Here is a 17,183-nt window from a genome sequence, read left to right as displayed (position 1 = left end):
ACCGCCATCTGTTAGACCGCTACATCGACACTGGCTTCGTCGTCCCTTATGTAGACGAGCATGTCGCCGGTGTCGATGCTCAGCGCCTGCTCACCACCGAGCGGCAGCACCTTGCCGCGGCGGATCAGGGCGACCACCAGCGTGCGCAGCTCGCGCGGGTTGCGGCCGACCTCGGCCCGCTCGGCGCTGCGCATGGCCAGCGCCATGCCCTGACCGGGGGTGAGCAGGTCTTCGACCACGTCGATCAGCGGCGGCGCGGTGGTGGTCAGGCCGAGCAGGCGGCCGGCGGTGGCCGACGAGACGATCACGTGGTGGGCGCCGCTCTGCTTGAGCAGCGCCGAGTTCTCCTGCTCCCGGACGGCGGCGATGATCCGCACCTGTCCGGCGGTCAGCTGCCGTACGGTCAAAGTGATGAGAACCGAGGCCTCGTCGCTGTCGGTGGCGATGATGACGGCCTTGCAGTTCTTGACGTCGGCCTCGAGCAGGACGGCCGAGCGGGTGGCGTTGCCCTCGATGGTGGCGAGCCCGTTCGCGGCGGCCTGGCGCACACCGTCGGGCCGGTTCTCGACCACGACGATGCGCGACTTGTCGTAGCCGGTCTCCAGGAGCGCGGCGACGGCGGCCCGGCCCTTGGTGCCGTACCCGCAGATGACGATGTGGTCCTTCAACTTCCGCCTCCACCGGCTGACCCGCAGGCTGTTGCGATATTGATCGGTCAGCACCTCGAGGGTGGTGCCGACCAGGATGATCAGGAAGAGCACGCGGGCCGGGGTGATGACCAGGATGTTGACCAGCCGGGCGTGCGGGGTGACCGGCGTGATGTCGCCGTATCCGGTCGTCGAGAGCGACACGACCGCGTAGTAGAAGCAGTCGAGAAGGGTCAGTCCGTCCTCGTTGACGTCCCGATAGCCGCTGCGACCGGCGTAGATGACCACGACGGTGGAGACGACGAGCGCGACCGCCAGCGCGAGCCGGACGCCGAGCGCGCGAAGGGGCCCTTGACGGACCCGAGGTAAATGGATCATGTGACTCCCCGCACGCCACACACCTTAGCGATCGTCACGCGGCCACGTTCGATTCGGCGGGATCCGAAAATGCGCGGGCGCGTCGTTGTATTCACGCTCGCCGATCGAAAAGTCTGAGTCATGACGCGACGCATAGTGGTAGTTCTCGCCCTCGTGGTGGCGGTGCTGATCCCCTCGCTGCCCGCCTCGGCCACCGTCGACCGCCTCTCCGTCCTCGACTCCTGGACCCAGCCGACAGCGGCCAGCACGGCCGCCTGGAACAGCGCCCGGCTCGACAAGGAGAAGTGGGCGGCGTACGGCTTCGACTGGACCACCGACTACTGCTCGGCCAGCCCGGAGCGCCCGCTCGGGTTCGACTTCACCAACGCCTGCGTGCACCACGACTTCGGCTATCGCAACTACAAGGACGAAGGTCTGTTCGACCAGAACAAGGCCCGGATCGACGACACGTTCCACGCCGACATGAGGCGGGTCTGCGCCGAGTACCGATCGGTGGCCCGGTCGGCCTGCTACAGCGTGGCGTGGATCTACTACCAGGCCGTGCACGTCTTCGGCTCGGTGGCCAAGGTTCGCGGCGCCGACCTCGACCGAGCGTCCCGCATCATGCGCTGACCTGGGCGAACCGCGTCGCGCCGTCCTCCAGGTCCGGGTGTTCGACGGCCAAGGCCATCGCCACGATGCGGTCGAAACCCAGACCGACCCCTTCGGCGTACGCGGCGTCGAAGGCCGCATCCCCCAGGGCCGACCGCAGGGACAACTGCTGGGCCGACCAGAACCGCCCGAACATCTCGGTGCGGCGGGCCCCCTTGGCCGCCTCGGCCCCGCCGAACAGCACGGCGGCCGACGCGGGATCACCGCCGAGCGAACAGCGCACGGCGATGGCGGCGACGGCGTCGGCCGCGGCGCCCCGGAACCCGTGCCGCAGCCGGGAGCGCAGCGCGACCACCAGGTGATCGTGGGCGGCGACCAGGTCACCGCGGCGCAGGGCGACCATGCCGAGCAGCCAGTCGACGGTGCGCCGGCCCCGGTCCTCGGGCCGGCCGGCCTCCCACTGGCGGGCCTTGCCGAGCAGCTCGGACGCCTCGCCGAGCGCGTCGCGGCGCCACAGCAGCTCGGCCAGGGCGATCACGGCGGGCATGGCGGCCTCGGCCACGCCCCGCCGCTCCGCGGTCGCGATCACGTCGCGGCAGAGCAGCTCGGCGTCGTCGTACCGCCCGGCGTCGAGCAGGGTGGCCCGGTGGCCGGCCATCGTCCGTACGAGAAGAGCCGGATCGTCCCCGGCCAGAGCCTGAGCTCGTTCGAGGAACCGGGTCCGCTCGGCCTTGTCGGCGGCCAGGCCGGCGTGCACGAGATAGGCGTCGGCGACGACATCGCGCTCGACGTCGGCCCCGTCGAGCCGCCGGTAGAGCCGGAAGAGCAGGTCACGCCCCTCGCCGGCGCCGCCGTGCTCGCGCCACCACGGGTCGAGCGCGATGGCCAGCCGCAGCCCGGCCCGCACACTGCCGTGAGTGGCGGCCCAGCGCAGGGCGGCCTGCCATTCGGCCACATAGGGTGCGAAGGCCGTCAGGCTGACGGTCCGGGGCTGCCCGTCGGTGTCCACGGCGACACTGTCCAGCATGTGCAGCGACCAGGCGGTGTGCCGGTCACGCGCCTCCCGCTCGTCGCCGCCGGCCACAAGCCGGCGCGAGGCGAAAGAGCGGACCTGCCCGGAGAGCCGGTAGCGGGGGCCGGGAACGACGTCGACGAGAGAGTTGTCGGTGAGCTCGCCGAGCGCGCCAAGAGCCTCGACGCCGCACCACTCCACGATCGGAAGATCAACGGAGTCGGCGAAGACGGCCAGGCGCCGGAGCAGCCCCTGGGCCTGGGCGGTGAGCCGCCGATAGGACCAGTCCAGGTTGGCCTCAAGGCTGTCATGCCGCTCGTCGGCCCCGGTCACGGTCGCCGGGTCGCCGTCGTGCCGCTCCTCGGCCCCGGTCACGGTCACCGGGTCGCCGTCGTGCCGCTCCTCGGCCCCGGCCACGGTCACCGGGTCGCCGTCGTGCCGCTCCTCGGCCCCGGCCACGGTCACCGGGTCGAGCGCGGCCAGCGGATCATCCAGCCGCGAGGCGAGCTGCGAGGCGGAGAGAAGCCGCAACCGAGCCGCCGCCAACTCGATCATCAGCGGCGACCCCTCCATCCGGGCCGCCACCTGAGCGAGATCGACACCGTCCTCCCCGAAGCCGGCATGCCCACCCCGGGCGGCGGCGGTCCGCTCGCTGAGCAGCGCGAACACGTCGGCGGGCGACATCGGCGGAATCCGCCACACGACTTCGCCGGGCACACCGACCGGTGCCCGCCCGGTGACGAGCACGCTGACGCCCGGGCAGCGGGCGAGCAGCCGCCGGATCAGGGGTGCGCTCTTCGCGGCCTCAGCGGTCTGCACCACGAGAAGCATCCGCCGCTCGGCGCAATGCTCGAGCAGCGAGTCGAGAATCGGCCGGCCGGGCTCGCGGCGCACGCCGAGAACGCCGGCGAGACCTTCTGCGGCGCCGACGGCATCGACGGTCCAGACCCCTTGGGGGTACGCCTTGAGCACCTCCCCGGCCACGGCAAGCGACAGCCGGGTCTTGCCGGCCCCACCGCCGCCCGTGATGGTGACGATGCGGTGGCGCTTCACGAGATCGGCCACCTCGGCCACCTCGGCGCGCCGCCCGACGAAAGGGCTGAGCTCGGCGGGGAGATTGTGGGCGGGAGCTTTCTGAGTACGCGGCGGCGGGAAGTCACTGTCCAGACCGGGCGCGAGGACCTGGAGGAGCCGCTCCGAGTCATCGAACCCGCGAAGGCGGTGCTCCCCCAGATCAAGCAACCCCACCGCGCGCAGATCCTCACCGAGCCGCCGGACGCCGGGGTCCTCCCCAAGTCCGTCTTCCCCTCGGCCGTCCCGGTCCTTGTGTCGGCCTTCCCCTCGGTCCCCTCCTCGGCTTTCCGCTCGGCCGTCTCCCCGGTCCTGTCCTTGGCCGTCCCCCCGGCCCTCTCCTCGACCTTCCCCCCGGCCTTCCCCTCGGTCCTCCCCCCGGCCTTCCCCTCGACCTTCTCCGGGGAAGATGCCCACATCCGGAGCCTTGGAGGCAGCGACCAGTGCTCGCGCGTTATTGACGGCCGTTACCGATATTTCGGATGTGAGCCTCACGGCGCGGGCGGTGGCGCCGGAGCAGAGGATCTGGCCGCCGTGGGCCGCGGCGGAGACGCGGGCGGCACGGTGCACCTCGATGCTGGCGTACTCGCCGCCGCGCTCGCCGCAGGTGGGCCGGGCCCAGCCCGTGTGCATGCCCATCCGCACCCGTGGTGCGACCTCCGGGCTGAGCCAGTCGTGTGCGGACAGTCGCCGCTGCGCCTCCACGCAAGCCGCCACCGCCGCGGCCGCGTCTTGGAAAGCGATGAAAAAGGAGTCACCCTCAGTGAAAAGCTCAACACCATCGAAGTCACGCAGAGCAGCGCGCATCACTGTGCGGTGATCATTGAGAACCGCGCCGTAGTCGTCGCCGAGCATCCGGGCCAATCGCGTCGAGCCTTCGATATCGGTGAACACAAAGGTCACCAGCCCACTCGGCAGCTCGGTTCGTCCCGACACGGTGGAACCTCCGCCCCCTTCGGCAAGTCGCGATCTCATGCTGCCGTATCACAGCGTCACCGGCCATCGTAGAAACGGACGGTAACCATCCGCCCGCTGCGGCCGACCCCGGACGGAGGACACCCACAGGGGTCATCGACGTTTCCACACGGCACTACGCGTGACGTAACGAAATGGATCGAGCCAAGACACGCCGCTCTCGGCCAGTTCCACCCGCCCGTTCGGCCACCCCCGTGAGAGTCACTTTGTGCGACACCCCCGACACACCCACGAGGACGCCCCGTCGCCACGTTTTCCCAGCTAACAGCCCCGAAGGCATCCAGTCACGCCATTTCCCGGCCCCGCCACTCCCACGGAGGCCGAAGTCGTGGAATTGCCCACAATCAAGCGTCCGACCAGGCCAGACACCGATAGCCAGCCGGCCGAACGAACTCGCTCCAAGGTCCATGCCGGATTAATCATCTCAATACGCCAGGTCACCGTAAGCGGACGACCTTCAGGGCTCACCACCAACGATCGGCACGCCGATTGCGCCGTTTCAGGAGCGACCGCGCTCCGTCTGTAGTTCGTCGCGGGGCCGGGATCGGATGTGTCCAGTTCGCTGGAGCCGGTCAGTCGAGGATCAGTGAGCGACCATCCATCGACAGGAGCAAGACGGCAGCCAGTCATCGCGCAACCAGCGCCGCCACGGATTCAACCCGCGCAGGATCAACGCGGCCACGGCCTCACCCCGCGTGGAGTCAAACGTGTGCCGGCCCCGGCGGACGGCAACCCTGTGCAAGCCGGCCGGCATCAGACAACCGGCACGGGGTGCCAGCCCGGCGGACAGCGAGCCGGCAAGGCGGTGGGCCGGTCGGCGCAGGGGCCAGCGCAAGGTGGCAGCCCGGCGGACGACGAGCCGGCTGGGTAGCGGACCGGTCGGCGGGACGATGCAAGGGCCGGCGCGAGGTGACAGCCCGGCGGACGACAAGCCGGCAAGGCGGTGGGCCGGTCGGCGGGTCGACCCAAGGGCCAGCGCGAGGTGACAGCCCAGCGGACGACAAGCCGGCTGGGTGGTCGGCGGCCCGCAGGGTGCCGGCCCGGCGGGCCGCCTGCGCGAGGACAACCAGCAAGGGCTGGTCGGCGCGACGATGTCGGCGCGTGGACGTGAAAGCGAGACGGCCGGTGCGGAATGGTCGGCGCGAGGACCGGTTGGGGAGTCAGCAGCCGCAAGCGCCTCCGCAGCAGCCGCCGCCGGATGACGGGCCTGGGGTGGGAGTGCTGATGGTGCGGCCGGTGACGGCGACCGTTGACAAGAGCTTGACCGTGTCGGCGTGGCCCTGGGGGCAGTCTGTGGGCTCGGAGGCCTCGCGCATGGGGCGGTTGACTTCGAAGGTGTCGCCACAGGCGCGGCAGCGGAATTCGTAACGCGGCATAGGAGAAGCGTAGGGCTTCCCACCGACAGGAATTCACCCTGTGGACAGCCGGATCTGAGTTATCCACAGGCTTCGAATCGGGCTCTCGCGGCCATGCTCGGGTTGGGTAGTGTCGTCCGCGTGGTGAAGCGGCAGAAGGACCAGGTGACCAAGCCCGAGCTGCGCGCCTCGGCGCCGCACCAGGGCGGGCCGCTGGCCAGTTCCGGCGCGGCCCCCGACGCGTCGACGGCGATAAGCGCCGCCGCCCCGCGAAGCGAGCCGACCGACACCGCCGCCGCCCCGCAAGGCAAGCCGAACGATGTCGTCACCCCACCGGACGGGCCTAACGACGCCGCCACCCCACCGGGCAGCCCGAACGACGCCGCTAGCCCGGTGGACGGGCCGAAGGACGCCGCCGCCACGCTGGATGGGCCGAAGGATGCCGTCAGTCCGGCGAGCGGAGCGGACAACAAGGGCGCGCCTGCGGGCGAGACCGGAACTGCGAGCTCGGGGGCCAGCACCTCGGTTGAGAAAGCACAGTCGGGCGGCGCGGCTCCGTCGATCGGAGCGGGACCGTCGATCGGAGCAGGTCCCTCGATCACCACGACGGGGACAGCGGCGACTGACGGCACCGCCGGAGAGACAAAAGGCATCAATACGACGTCGAGCGGCGACCGCCCCTCGGCCGCAGGTGAACACACGGGCGTGAGTTCCGCCCCTTCGGCCGGCACCGATGCGGAATTGGCCGGGGCCGCTTCCTCGAGTGCCGCGTCGAGCTCGGGCGGCTCAGGAACGAAGGCCGACCAGGCCGAGGCGACCGTGAGCAAGGATGAGATCGCCACCAAGACCGGCGCAACCAGCAGCGCAAGCAAGAACGGCAGCCCGACCAAGGTCGAAGGCGCGGACAAGACCGACGGCACGAAGAAGGACAGCGGCACGGACAAAGCCGACAGCGCCGAGAAGAGCAGCGGCTCAGGCAAGACCGACGGCGCCGAGAAGAGCAGCGGCACGGGCACGACCGACGGCGCCGAGAAGAGTGGCGGGTCGGGGGCGGGTGACGGGGCTGCGGCTTCTGGGGCTGGGGTCAAGGGCGGCGAAGCGAAGCACGCCAAGCAGCGGAGCGGCGGCCTTCGGCAAGCGGCTCCCGTGCGGCTTGCGGGGCGGGTCGGGCGTGGGACCGCGGCCTGGGCCAAGCGGCCCAGCGGGCGGCTTGTCGTGCCGGCGGTTGTGGCGGTTCTGCTTCTCGGGGCGGCCGGCACCGCGGGGGCCTATCTGGTGCCTGAGGCCTTGAAGGCGGCACCCAACCCCAGCGCGACGCCCGCCTTCCCGCTGGAGGCCGGTGGTGGGGCTGTGCCGTCGGCTGCCGTTCCGGGTGGGCTGCCCGTGGGGAGTGCGCCGGTGGGCAGCGCCCCCGTGGGGGTGCCCAGTGGCGTGCCGGGAACAGGGTCAACTGGGCTGCCCACCGGGCCGGGCACCACCACGGGCGCGGCGACCATTGCTCCCACCGCGCCTGCCCAGAGTGGGGGGCGGCCGGCCGATGCCCTGGCCGGGTGGGCGGGGCAGGTGGGCACCAAGGTCGGCATTCCGGTTGTGGCGGTGCAGGCCTATGCGTACACCGAGCTGGTTCTGGCCAAGACCATGCCGAACTGTCATCTCAGCTGGACCACCATCGCCGCCATTGCCAAGGTCGAGTCTGATCACGGCAGTGCCAACGGGTCCGTGCTGGGGGCCGACGGTGTGGTCCAGCCGGGGATCTTCGGGTTGCCGCTCGACGGGAAGGGTGGGCGGCAGCTCATTCCGGATTCCGACCGTGGGGCGCTCGACAACGACACCACCTATGACCGGGCCGTCGGGCCTCTCCAGTTCATTCCGGCGACCTGGAACCAGTACAAGGTGGACGCCGACAACAACGGGACGGCCGACCCCAACGACATCGACGATGCGTCACTGACCGCGGGCACCTACCTGTGCCAGGGTGGGCGTGACCTGGCACGGGCCGATGCCTGGTGGGATGCGATTTTCTCGTACAACGCCGTTCGGCCGTACGCGCAGAAGGTCTTCGAGGCGGCCAACGATTATGGGCGGCGCAGCCGCGGTTGAGGGTCAAACTTGCACGCACAGTGACGATACCTACACATTTACGGGCCCAGACCTTCCCATAGGGCACCGTTACCGGCAAGCTGTACGGGTGAGGGTGCGTGAGTGGGATCCCCGGACCGCCTCGGCGGCGGAGATCCGGTCGCTCGTGGAGACGGTGAACGCGGTGCTGGCCACCGACCTCCCCGACGACCCGCCGTGGCAGGACGTTCAGGTCCGTGACTACCTCGCCGAGACGATGCCCGGCGAGCGGCGGATCAGCTGGGTCGCCGAGGACGACCGGTTACCCGAGGGCGAGAGCGAGATCTTCGCGCACGTCAGCATGCTGCTGCTCGGCGACATCGGCGTGCTCGAGATCATGGTGCATCCGCGGCTGCGGCGCCGCGGGCTCGGGCGGCAACTCGTCGCCGTCGCCGCCCGGCGGGCCTACCTCGAAGGCTTCTCCACCATCGGGGTCGAAGCCATCGGCGGCACCCCGGCCATCGCCTTCTACGAGTCGCTCGGATTCGAGCGCGAATACGTCGAAACCCGCAGTGTGCTCACCCTGTCCGGGGTGGACTGGCCCGCCCTCGACGCCATGGCCACCGCCATCGGCGCCGGCTACCGGGTCGAGTACCACCCGGGCGGACCCCCGGATCACCTTCTCGAGGCGTACGCGCAAGCCAAGCTCGAAGCGCAGGACGACGACGAAGATCTCGACCTCGCTCCCCGCTCCTCCGACCCGCAACGGCTCCGCGACTCGCTCGAAACGCTGCACAAGCGCGGCCTCAAGCCGTACATCGTCCTCGCCATCCACGAGTCCACCGGAGTCGTCGCCGGCCTCACCGAGGTCGTCGTCCCCGCCCAGCACCCGGAGCGGGCCGACCAGTACGACACGATCGTCGTCCGCGACCACCGCGGCTACGGCATCGACCGGGCGATCAAGGCGCGCATGCTGTTCGAGCTGCGCCGGGCCGAACCCGACCTGCGCGAAGTGCAGACCTGGAACGCGCAGCACAGCGAATCCATGCTCAAGGTGAACGCCGAGCTGGGCTATCTGCCCGATCGCGACTGGTTTGAGTACGGGGCCGACGTGTCACAACTCGTCCAAAGCCTCGAACCCATCGACTAGGTTCGACCTCTGCTCTACTGTCGGGCGTATGGTCCGTCGTGGAGGGACTCACCTGCTGGGCGCGCTCTTCACGGCGCCGATCCTCGCCCTCGGCGTGCTCCTGCCCGGGGTGGCGCACGCGGCCGACCCACCACTGACGGTCGGCGCGGTGCAAGGCGTCAACGCCAGATCGCCGTACGCCCCGGCCAGCGGCAACGGATCCAGCAGCGCCAAACATCAGGTGCGCGGCGTCGTCGCCCAGCTCGCGCTCTCCCACACCGACGCCGGCGTCGAGCAGTACGGCTTCTTCCTGCAAAGCCGCAAAACCGACACCGACGGCGACCCGGCCAGCTCCGACGGCGTCTTCGTCTACATGGGCTCGTTCACCACCCTCATCGGCGGTTACGCCCCCAAGGTCGGCGACGAGATCGTCGTCAACGCCCGGGTCGCCGAATACTTCAACCTCACCGAGCTGACCAGCGCCGAATGGGTCACCACCCTCGCCACCGGCCTCGACGTCAGCACCGAGATCCAGATCGACGACGCGGTTCCGCCGCTCGACTGGGAGCGCCACGAGGGCGCCCAGCTCCGCGTGCGGAAAGGCTCCGCCGCCGTCTCCAACACCAAGACGTACGCGTCCACGGATGACGCCGAGACGTGGCTCATCGACCGCGACGACCCGCTGCTGGACCGCGAAGATCCGTACAGCCGAAGGGTCTTCCGGGACGCGCACCCCCTCGATGACCTGCCGGGCGCGGTGGACAACGGCAACCCGAACCGGATCATGCTGGGCCCGATGGGTGTGAAGGCCGCCGCCGGTGACAGCAGCGTCGTGCTGCCCGCCGCCCGCACCTTCGACCGGGTGCGGGAGGACGCGGTCGGCGGCGTCTACTACGCATTCGGCAAATACGGCATTCAGGTCGGCGGCATCGCGTACGACCGTGGGCCCGACCCGGCGCGCAACAACCCGCCCGGTCGCGGCGGCCACGACCTGGCGATCTCCACCTTCAACCTGGAAAACCTGTACGACTTCCGCGACGACCCCACCGACGGCTGCGACTTCGCCGGCAACACCGGCTGCCCGGGCGTCCGGCCACCGTTCGACTACGTGCCGGTCAGCCAGGTCGCGTACGACGAGCGGCTGGCCCGCATCGCCGAACAGATCAGCAACGACCTGCACCGCCCCGACCTGCTGCTCGTGCAAGAGGCCGAGGACCAGGACATCTGCCGGGTCGCCGGCGGCAGGCTGGCCTGCGACGCCGCCGACGGCAAGCCGGACGCGTTGCAGGAACTGGCCCTGAAGATCGGCCGGGGGTACGACGCGGCCTTCGACCGCAGCGGCGCCGACGCGCGTGGCATCGTCTCCGGTTTCCTTTTCCGTACGGATCGTCTGCGGCTCGCGCCGGCCCGCCCGACCGACCCCGTCCTCGGCCTCATGCCGCAGGTGACCTACCGGGGCGCTCCCCTGCCCAGCAACGCCGAGGTGTCGAACCCGAAGACGCTCAACGCCGTGCTCCCGGCCGACGTCGACGTGTCGACCGGCGTCGACGGCGCCAACGTCTACACCCGCGCCCCGCAGGTGGCCCTCTTCGAGGTCACCGCGGCCCCGGGCGGGACGCTGTGGGCGATCAGCAACCACTTCTCGTCCGGTCCCGACACCCGTGTGGGTCAGAGGCGGGAGCAGGCGGCGTACGGGGCGGCGATCGTCGACGCCATCGAAGCGGCCGACCCGCACGCACGGGTCGTCCTCGGCGGCGACCTGAATGTCTTCCCGCGCCCCGACGATCCGGTCCCGGCCAACCCGGGCGACCAGCTCGGCCCGCTCTACGGCACCGGCCTGCACAACCTGTGGGACGACCTGGTCGCCGACGCGCCCGCGGCCGCCTACTCGTACGTCTTCGAGGGCCAGGCCCAGACGCTCGACCACCTCTTCGTCAACGACGGGTTCTACCGCGACCTGATCGACATGCGGTCGGCCCACATCAACGCCGACTTCTCCGACGGCACCAGCGACCACGATCCGCAGGTGGCCCGCTTCCACGCCCGCGCCGGCGTCTCGGTCGGCGATGCGCGGGTGGTGGAGGGCAACTCAGGCAAGGTGGCGCTGGTCTTCCCGGTGACGCTGACCCGGCCGCTGAGCCGGGCGATCACCGTCTGCGCCACGACCGTGCCGGGCACGACGACGCTGCCCCTGGCCGACTTCGATCCGTACCTGGGCTGCCGGATCATCCCGGCCGGCGCGGTCACCGTCGACTTCCCGGTGCAGGTGCGCGGTGATCGGCTGCGCGAGTCGGATGAGACGCTCACGCTGGAGATCGTCGCCCTCGACGCCGTCCGCCTGATCGACGGAAGCGGCGCCGGGACGATCGTCAACGACGACTAGTAGCGGAGCTTCTGGGCGACCTCGGTCGCCCAGTAGGTGAGGGTGATCTGCGCGCCGGCCCGCTTGATCGAGGTCAGCGACTCCAGGATGACCCGGTCACGGTCGATCCAGCCGTTGCGGGCGGCCGCCTCGACCATCGCGTACTCGCCGGAGACCTGGTAGGCCGCGACCGGGACGGTGACGCGCTCGCGGATCGCCGCGATCACGTCGAGGTAGGGCAGGCCCGGCTTGACCATGACGATGTCGGCGCCCTCGGCGATGTCGAGGTCTACCTCGCGCAGCGCCTCGCGCAGGTTCGGCGGGTCCTGCTGGTACTGCCGGCGGTCGCCCTGCAGGGTCGACTCGACGGCCTCACGGAACGGGCCGTAGAAGGCGCCCGCATACTTCGCCGAGTAGGCCAGGATCGAGACGTCCTGGTAGTTCGCCTCGTCGAGGGCCTTGCGGACGACGCCGATCTGGCCGTCCATCATCCCGGACGGGCCGACCATGTGGACGCCGGCGTCGGCCTGCGCCACGGCCATCTGGGCGTAGAGCGGCAGCGTGGCGTCGTTGTCGACCGACCCGTCGGCGGCCAGCACACCGCAGTGCCCGTGCGAGGTGAACTCGTCCAGGCACAGGTCGCCCATCACGACCGTGGAGTCGCCGACCTCGGCGATCAGGTCGCGGATGCCGACGTTGAGGATGCCGTCGGGGTCGAGGCCGGCCGACCCGGTCTCGTCCTTGTGCTCGTTGGTCGGCACGCCGAACAGCATCAGGCCGCCGACGCCGGCCGACACCGCCTCGTGCGCGGCCTTGCGCAGCGACTCGCGCGAGTGCTGCATGACGCCGGGCAGCGAGCTGATCTCGCGCGGCTCGGTCAGCCCCTCTTTCAGGAAGAGGGGCAGGACCAGCTCGGCCGGCGAGAGCCGGACCTCTTCCACGAGCCGCCGCATGGCCGGCGAGCGGCGCAGGCGGCGGGGACGGATCTCGGGGTACGACATCGGGGCGCTCCTAGCGGAAGCGAAGGGCTGTGGGTCCCTGGACCTTCGAGCCGCGGCGCTGCTTGGCCGGCATCGCGGCCAGCTTCTCGCGCAGCTCCACCGCGTACGACGCCAGCGCCTCGACCAGGTCCGGCACGGAGGCGTGCTGGGGCTGGACGTCGACGCGCAGGCCGAACTCGGTGGCCGTCTCGGCGGTCTTCGGGCCGATCACCGCGACGACCGTGCGGGCGTGCGGCTTGCCGGCGATGCCGACCAGGTTGCGGACGGTGGAGGACGAGGTGAACAGCACCGCGTCGAAGCCACCCGACTTGATCGCGTCGCGGATCTCGGCCGGCGGCGGCGCGGCCCGGACCGTCCGGTAGGCGGTCACGTCGTCCACCTCCCAGCCCCGCTCGATCAGGCCGGCGGCCAGCGTCTCGGTGGCGATGTCGGCCCGCGGCAGCAGCACCCGGCCGACCGGGTCGAGGATCTCGTCGTGCGGCGAGAACTCGGCCAGCAGGCCCTCGCTGGACTGGTCGCCCGCGGGCACCAGCTCGGGCTGGATGCCGAAGGCGCGCACGGCCTCGGCCGTGGCCTCACCGATGCAGGCGATCTTGACGCCGCCGAAGTGGCGGGCGTCGAGACCGTGCTCGTCGAATTTCTCCCAGACCGCGCGGACCGCGTTGACCGAGGTGAAGACGACCCAGGCGTACCGGCCGTCGACCAGGCCCTTGACCGCACGCTCCATCTGGGCCGGGGTGCGGGGCGGCTCGACCGCGATGGTCGGCACCTCGCACGGGATGGCACCGTAGGCGCGCAGCCGGGCGCTCATCGCGCCGGCCTGCTCCTTGGTGCGCGGCACCAGGACCTTCCAGCCGTAGAGCGGGCGGTTCTCCCACCAGCTCATCGCGTCGCGCTCGGCGACGTCGCCGCCGACCGTGAGCACGACCCGGCCGGTGAAGCCGAGCGCCGCGGCGACGAAGCTGTCGACCGTGGACGTCGTCGTGTACTGGGTCTCGCCGGTGCCGTCGCCGGTCACCGCGACCGTGGTGCCCGGCTCGACGCCCGAGGCGAGCAGGCCGTCGCGGACGGCGGCCAGGTCGCCGGCGTCGACCGCCACGGCGAACGAGCCCTTGAGGGCGGCCGCGGCCAGCGCGTCGAAGTCGAGGGTGGTGACGTCGCCGACGTCGGCGGTGACGCGGACGCCGGGCAGCGGGACACCGGCGTACGTGGCTACGCCCTCGGCCTGGCCCAGGCCCGGGACGACCTCGAAGTGCACAGCGGTGCGGGCGACCGCCTGCACCTCCTTGACCACGGACTCGTGGCCGAACGGGTCACCGGCCACGAGGTGCACGGCCGACAGGCCGGATTTCGCGGCCGAGAGCAGCACCTTGGCGACGTCGCCGGGCGCGCCCTCGGCGGGGCTGAACTGGGTGTCCGGCTTGGCCTCGGCCCGGATCGCGGTCAGCAGGGACTCGGGAACGCCCCGGTCGTAGACCACCTGGTCGGCATCGGTGAGCGCGGCGTGGGCACGGCGGGTCAGCAGCTCGGGGTCGCCGGGTCCGGCGCCGACGAACGCGATGCGTCCGGCTGGCTTGCGGGCGGTGCGGGTGGTCATTCTGTGCTCCCCATCAGGGTATCGGCGCCGGCGTCGAGGAGATCGGCGGCAAGCGCCTTGCCGATCTCCGCCGCGTCGGCGGGCGTTCCGGTGCGCGACAGCCGGATGGCTCGAACCCCATCCGGGCTGATCACCGCACCGCGCAGGTAAATCTCGTCGCCGCTCTCGCCCTCGGCGAGCTCGGCATGTGCCGCGACCGGTGCGGAGCACCCGGCCTCGAGCGTGGCCAGCATCGCCCGCTCCGCCGTGACGGCGGCGCGGGACGGTGCGTGGTCGAGCGCGGCCAGCAGCTCGACGAGGTCGGCGTCGCCGGCCCGGCACTCCACCGCCAGCGCGCCCTGGGCGGGGGCGGGCAGCATGAGCATCGGGTCGAGCGTCTCGCTGATCTCGGCCGTGCGGCCGAGGCGCGCCACGCCGGCCCGGGCGAGGACTACGGCGTCCAGGTCCGCCTCGGGTCCGTGGACCCGGGCGATCCGGCTGTCGACATTCCCGCGGATCGGCGTGACCTGCAACTCTAGGCCCAAAGCATGCAGTTGCGCGATTCGGCGCACCGCGCCGGTTCCGACGAGCGAGCCCGGCGGGAGCTCGGCGAGGGTACGGTTGCCCTTGGTGATCAACACATCGCGCGGGTCCTGGCGCGGGGGCACGGCCGCGATGTGCAGGCCCGCGTGCGGCCCGGTGGGCAGGTCCTTGTAGGAGTGCACGGCGAAATCGATCTCGCCGGCGATCAGCGCGTCCCGCAGCGCGGAGACGAAGACGCCCACGCCGAGCTGGGCGACGGGGGCCGACGAGCGGTCACCCGAAGTGACGATGCGCACAAGCTCGACCGGACGGCCGGTGGCCGCGGTCAGCGCGTCCGCGGTCTGCTGCGACTGAGCGAGCGCCAGCGCGCTGCCTCGCGTGCCGAGGCGCAGCGGGGTACTCACGCTTTTCCTCCGATCTCAGGCACCGCGTTGGCCGGCGTGGCGTGCGGCACGTCCAGGTCGAACAGCTCGCGGAGCAGGGCCGCGTACTGGTCACCGCCGGGCTCGGCGGCCAGCTGGCGCACCCGCACGGTCGGTGAGTGCAGCAGCTGCTGAACAACCCGGTGCAGCGTACGGGAAATGTCGCCCCGTTGCTCCTCGCTGAAATCGGGGCGGCGTCCCCAGAGCTTGCGCAGCTCGGCGCTGACCACGTCCTCCGCGCGCGTACGCAGGGCGGCCACCGTCGGGGCGATCTCCGCCCCGCGCAGCCAGCCGAGAAAGTGATCAACCTCGCTCGCGACGATCTGCTCGACCGCGGCGGTCTCGGCGGCCGCGGGAGCGGAGCGGCGGGACGCGGCCAGGCTGTCGATGTCGATGATCGTGACGCCGGGCACGCCGTACGCGTCCGGCGCGACGTCGCGGGGCACGGCCAGGTCGAGCACGACGAGCGGCGCCGCCGCCTCGAGCCGGGCCCGGGTGAGCACCGGGTCGGTGGCGGCGGTGGCCGTGATCACCAGCTCGGCCTCGCGCAGCGCCTCGTCCAGATCCTCGTAGGCCACGGCCGTGGCGCCGTACGCCTCGGCGAGCCGGTCGGCGCGCTCGGCGCTGCGGTTGGTGATGCGCAGCGGGCCGACACCGGCCCGGGTCAGCGTGGCGACCGAGAGCGCGCCCATCGCGCCCGCCCCGACGACCAGCGCCTTCTTGCCCTCGAGCGAGCCGAGGTGGCTTTCCGCGACCTCGAGGGCGGCGGTGACGACGCTCTGGCCGGCCCGGTCGATGCCGGTCTCGGCGTGCGCCCGCTTGCCGACCCGCAGCGCCTGCTGCATCAGCTCGTGCAGCAGCCGGCCGGCCGAGTCGGACTCGGTGGCCACGTGGTACGCGTCGCGCAGCTGCCCGAGGATCTGCGACTCGCCCACGACCATCGAGTCGAGACCGGCCGAGACCTGGAACGAGTGCTGGACCGCGGCCTCGTCGTAGTGCACGTAGAGATGCCCGGCGAGCTCGGTCGCCGGGATGCCGGAGACCTCGGAGAGCACGTTGCAGATGTCGCCGAGACCACCGTGGAAGGTGGTGACCGCCGCGTAGATCTCCACCCGGTTGCAGGTGGAGAGGACGACCGCCTCACCGACGTACGGCTGGGCGACGAGCTTGGCGAGCAGGTCGGGCACCGATGAGTCGGGGATGGCGAGGCGTTCCAGCGTGGCGACGTCGGCGGTGCGATAGGACGCACCGACGCTGAGGAGATTCACGACCCGACCGCCTCCTGATTGCCCGCCGTCGCGGCGGACCGGCCGCCCGGCAACGCGGTCAGCGATGCCTTGCGGTGTTCGTGGAATGAGAGAATCTGCAGTTCGATGGCGAGGTCGACCTTGCGGACGTCGACGTTCGACGGCACCGAGAGCACGCACGGTGCGAAGTTGAGGATGCTGGTGACGCCCGCGTCGACCAGCACATCGGCCACGGCCTGGGCGGCGCCGGGCGGGGTGGCGATCACGCCGATGGCGATCTTCTCCTCGACGGCGACCCGGCCGAGGTCGGCGATGTGGCGCACGGCGAGGCCGTGTATGTGCTCGCCGACCTTGGACTCGTCGGCGTCGAAGAGCGCGACGATCTTGAAGCCGCGGCTGGCGAAGCCGTCGTAGCCGGCCAGCGCGTGACCGAGGTTACCGAGGCCGACGAGGCAGACCGCGCGGCGCTGGTCGAGGCCGAGCACGTACTCGATCTGCTCGATGAGCAGTGTGACGTCGTACCCGACGCCACGCGTGCCGTACGAGCCGAGGTGGGAGAGGTCCTTGCGGAGCTTGGCGGAGTTGACCCCCGCCGCCGCCGCGAGGCCCTCGCTGGAGACGGTGTCCGCGCCGGCCTCACCCAGGTTGTGCAGGGCCCGGAGATATTCGGGAAGGCGCGCGATGGTCGCCTCCGGCAGATCCGGGAAGGCCTGGACGGCATCGTCGCCACGGACATGGCCGGGCGTGCTTCCGTGACGCTGCTGACTCATCTGACTCCGTGCCGACGAGGTTGCGAACCTGCGGGGAACCCACGAA

Annotated in this window: 10 protein-coding genes and 3 pseudogenes; 4 read left to right on the top strand and 9 right to left on the bottom strand. The window is 71.2% G+C overall.

Translation table 11 applies throughout. From position 1 onward, the window contains the following. Positions 1-11: 11 nt before the first annotated feature. The gene (locus CRP55_RS02335) at positions 12-1,025 is read right to left on the bottom strand and encodes a potassium channel family protein (protein WP_097317766.1); all 1,014 of its coding nucleotides are present in this window, start codon (positions 1,023-1,025) and stop codon (positions 12-14) included. Between the two features lie 120 nt (positions 1,026-1,145). Here CRP55_RS02335 and CRP55_RS02330 point away from each other — a divergent pair, with 120 nt between their 5' ends. Continuing rightward, positions 1,146-1,637, top strand: a complete 492-nt coding sequence (locus CRP55_RS02330; protein WP_097317765.1) for a phospholipase — start codon at positions 1,146-1,148, stop codon at positions 1,635-1,637. Here the strand turns inward: CRP55_RS02330 and CRP55_RS02325 are convergent. From CRP55_RS02325 to CRP55_RS02315, 3 genes and pseudogenes are all read right to left on the bottom strand, one after another. Then, positions 1,627-3,960, bottom strand: a pseudogene (locus CRP55_RS02325) (ATP-binding protein); the annotation flags it as partial. The gene CRP55_RS02330 and the pseudogene CRP55_RS02325 overlap by 11 nt on opposite strands. A 243-nt stretch (positions 3,961-4,203) precedes the next feature. Next, a pseudogene (locus tag CRP55_RS02320) lies at positions 4,204-4,635 on the bottom strand (adenylate/guanylate cyclase domain-containing protein); the annotation flags it as partial. 1,199 nt (positions 4,636-5,834) lie between these two features. Beyond that, the gene (locus CRP55_RS02315) at positions 5,835-6,050 is read right to left on the bottom strand and encodes an FmdB family zinc ribbon protein (RefSeq protein WP_097317764.1); all 216 of its coding nucleotides are present in this window, start codon (positions 6,048-6,050) and stop codon (positions 5,835-5,837) included. Between the two features lie 120 nt (positions 6,051-6,170). On the opposite strand from CRP55_RS02315, the gene CRP55_RS51920 reads away from it, so the two are divergent. The 3 genes and pseudogenes from CRP55_RS51920 to CRP55_RS02295 all read left to right on the top strand — a co-directional run. Beyond that, positions 6,171-8,129, top strand: a complete 1,959-nt coding sequence (locus CRP55_RS51920) for a hypothetical protein (protein ID WP_143234365.1) — start codon at positions 6,171-6,173, stop codon at positions 8,127-8,129. A gap of 88 nt (positions 8,130-8,217) precedes the next feature. Further along, the gene (locus CRP55_RS02300) at positions 8,218-9,237 is read left to right on the top strand and encodes a GNAT family N-acetyltransferase (RefSeq protein ID WP_245922749.1); all 1,020 of its coding nucleotides are present in this window, start codon (positions 8,218-8,220) and stop codon (positions 9,235-9,237) included. A gap of 133 nt (positions 9,238-9,370) precedes the next feature. Beyond that, a pseudogene (locus tag CRP55_RS02295) lies at positions 9,371-11,599 on the top strand (lamin tail domain-containing protein); the annotation flags it as partial. Here CRP55_RS02295 and hemB read toward each other — a convergent pair. From hemB to CRP55_RS02270, 5 genes are read right to left on the bottom strand one after another with little or no spacing between them, the layout of a single operon-like run. Then, positions 11,596-12,579 (bottom strand): porphobilinogen synthase, encoded by a 984-nt coding sequence (gene hemB / locus CRP55_RS02290; RefSeq protein WP_097317759.1) that lies wholly within the window; start codon positions 12,577-12,579, stop codon positions 11,596-11,598. The pseudogene CRP55_RS02295 and the gene hemB sit on opposite strands and share 4 nt — an antisense overlap. Positions 12,580-12,589: 10 nt before the next feature. Next, positions 12,590-14,176 (bottom strand): bifunctional uroporphyrinogen-III C-methyltransferase/uroporphyrinogen-III synthase, encoded by a 1,587-nt coding sequence (locus tag CRP55_RS02285; protein ID WP_097317758.1) that lies wholly within the window; start codon positions 14,174-14,176, stop codon positions 12,590-12,592. Continuing rightward, positions 14,173-15,102 (bottom strand): hydroxymethylbilane synthase, encoded by a 930-nt coding sequence (hemC, locus tag CRP55_RS02280; protein ID WP_097317757.1) that lies wholly within the window; start codon positions 15,100-15,102, stop codon positions 14,173-14,175. The genes CRP55_RS02285 and hemC overlap by 4 nt, the downstream gene beginning before the upstream one ends. Then, entirely contained in the window at positions 15,099-16,388 is a 1,290-nt protein-coding gene (locus CRP55_RS02275) for a glutamyl-tRNA reductase (RefSeq protein ID WP_097317756.1), read from the bottom strand. The genes hemC and CRP55_RS02275 overlap by 4 nt, the downstream gene beginning before the upstream one ends. Further along, positions 16,385-17,137, bottom strand: a complete 753-nt coding sequence (locus CRP55_RS02270) for a redox-sensing transcriptional repressor Rex (RefSeq protein ID WP_097317755.1) — start codon at positions 17,135-17,137, stop codon at positions 16,385-16,387. Before CRP55_RS02270 ends, CRP55_RS02275 begins: the two co-directional genes overlap by 4 nt. Between the last annotated feature and the right edge of the window lie 46 nt (positions 17,138-17,183).

The sequence above is a fragment of the Paractinoplanes atraurantiacus genome (genome assembly GCF_900215205.1).
GTDB classification, from domain to species: Bacteria; Actinomycetota; Actinomycetes; order Mycobacteriales; family Micromonosporaceae; genus Actinoplanes; species Actinoplanes atraurantiacus.
The sequence above is the reverse complement of the archived record's forward strand: the minus strand, read 5'-3'. Positions and strand labels throughout refer to the sequence as shown.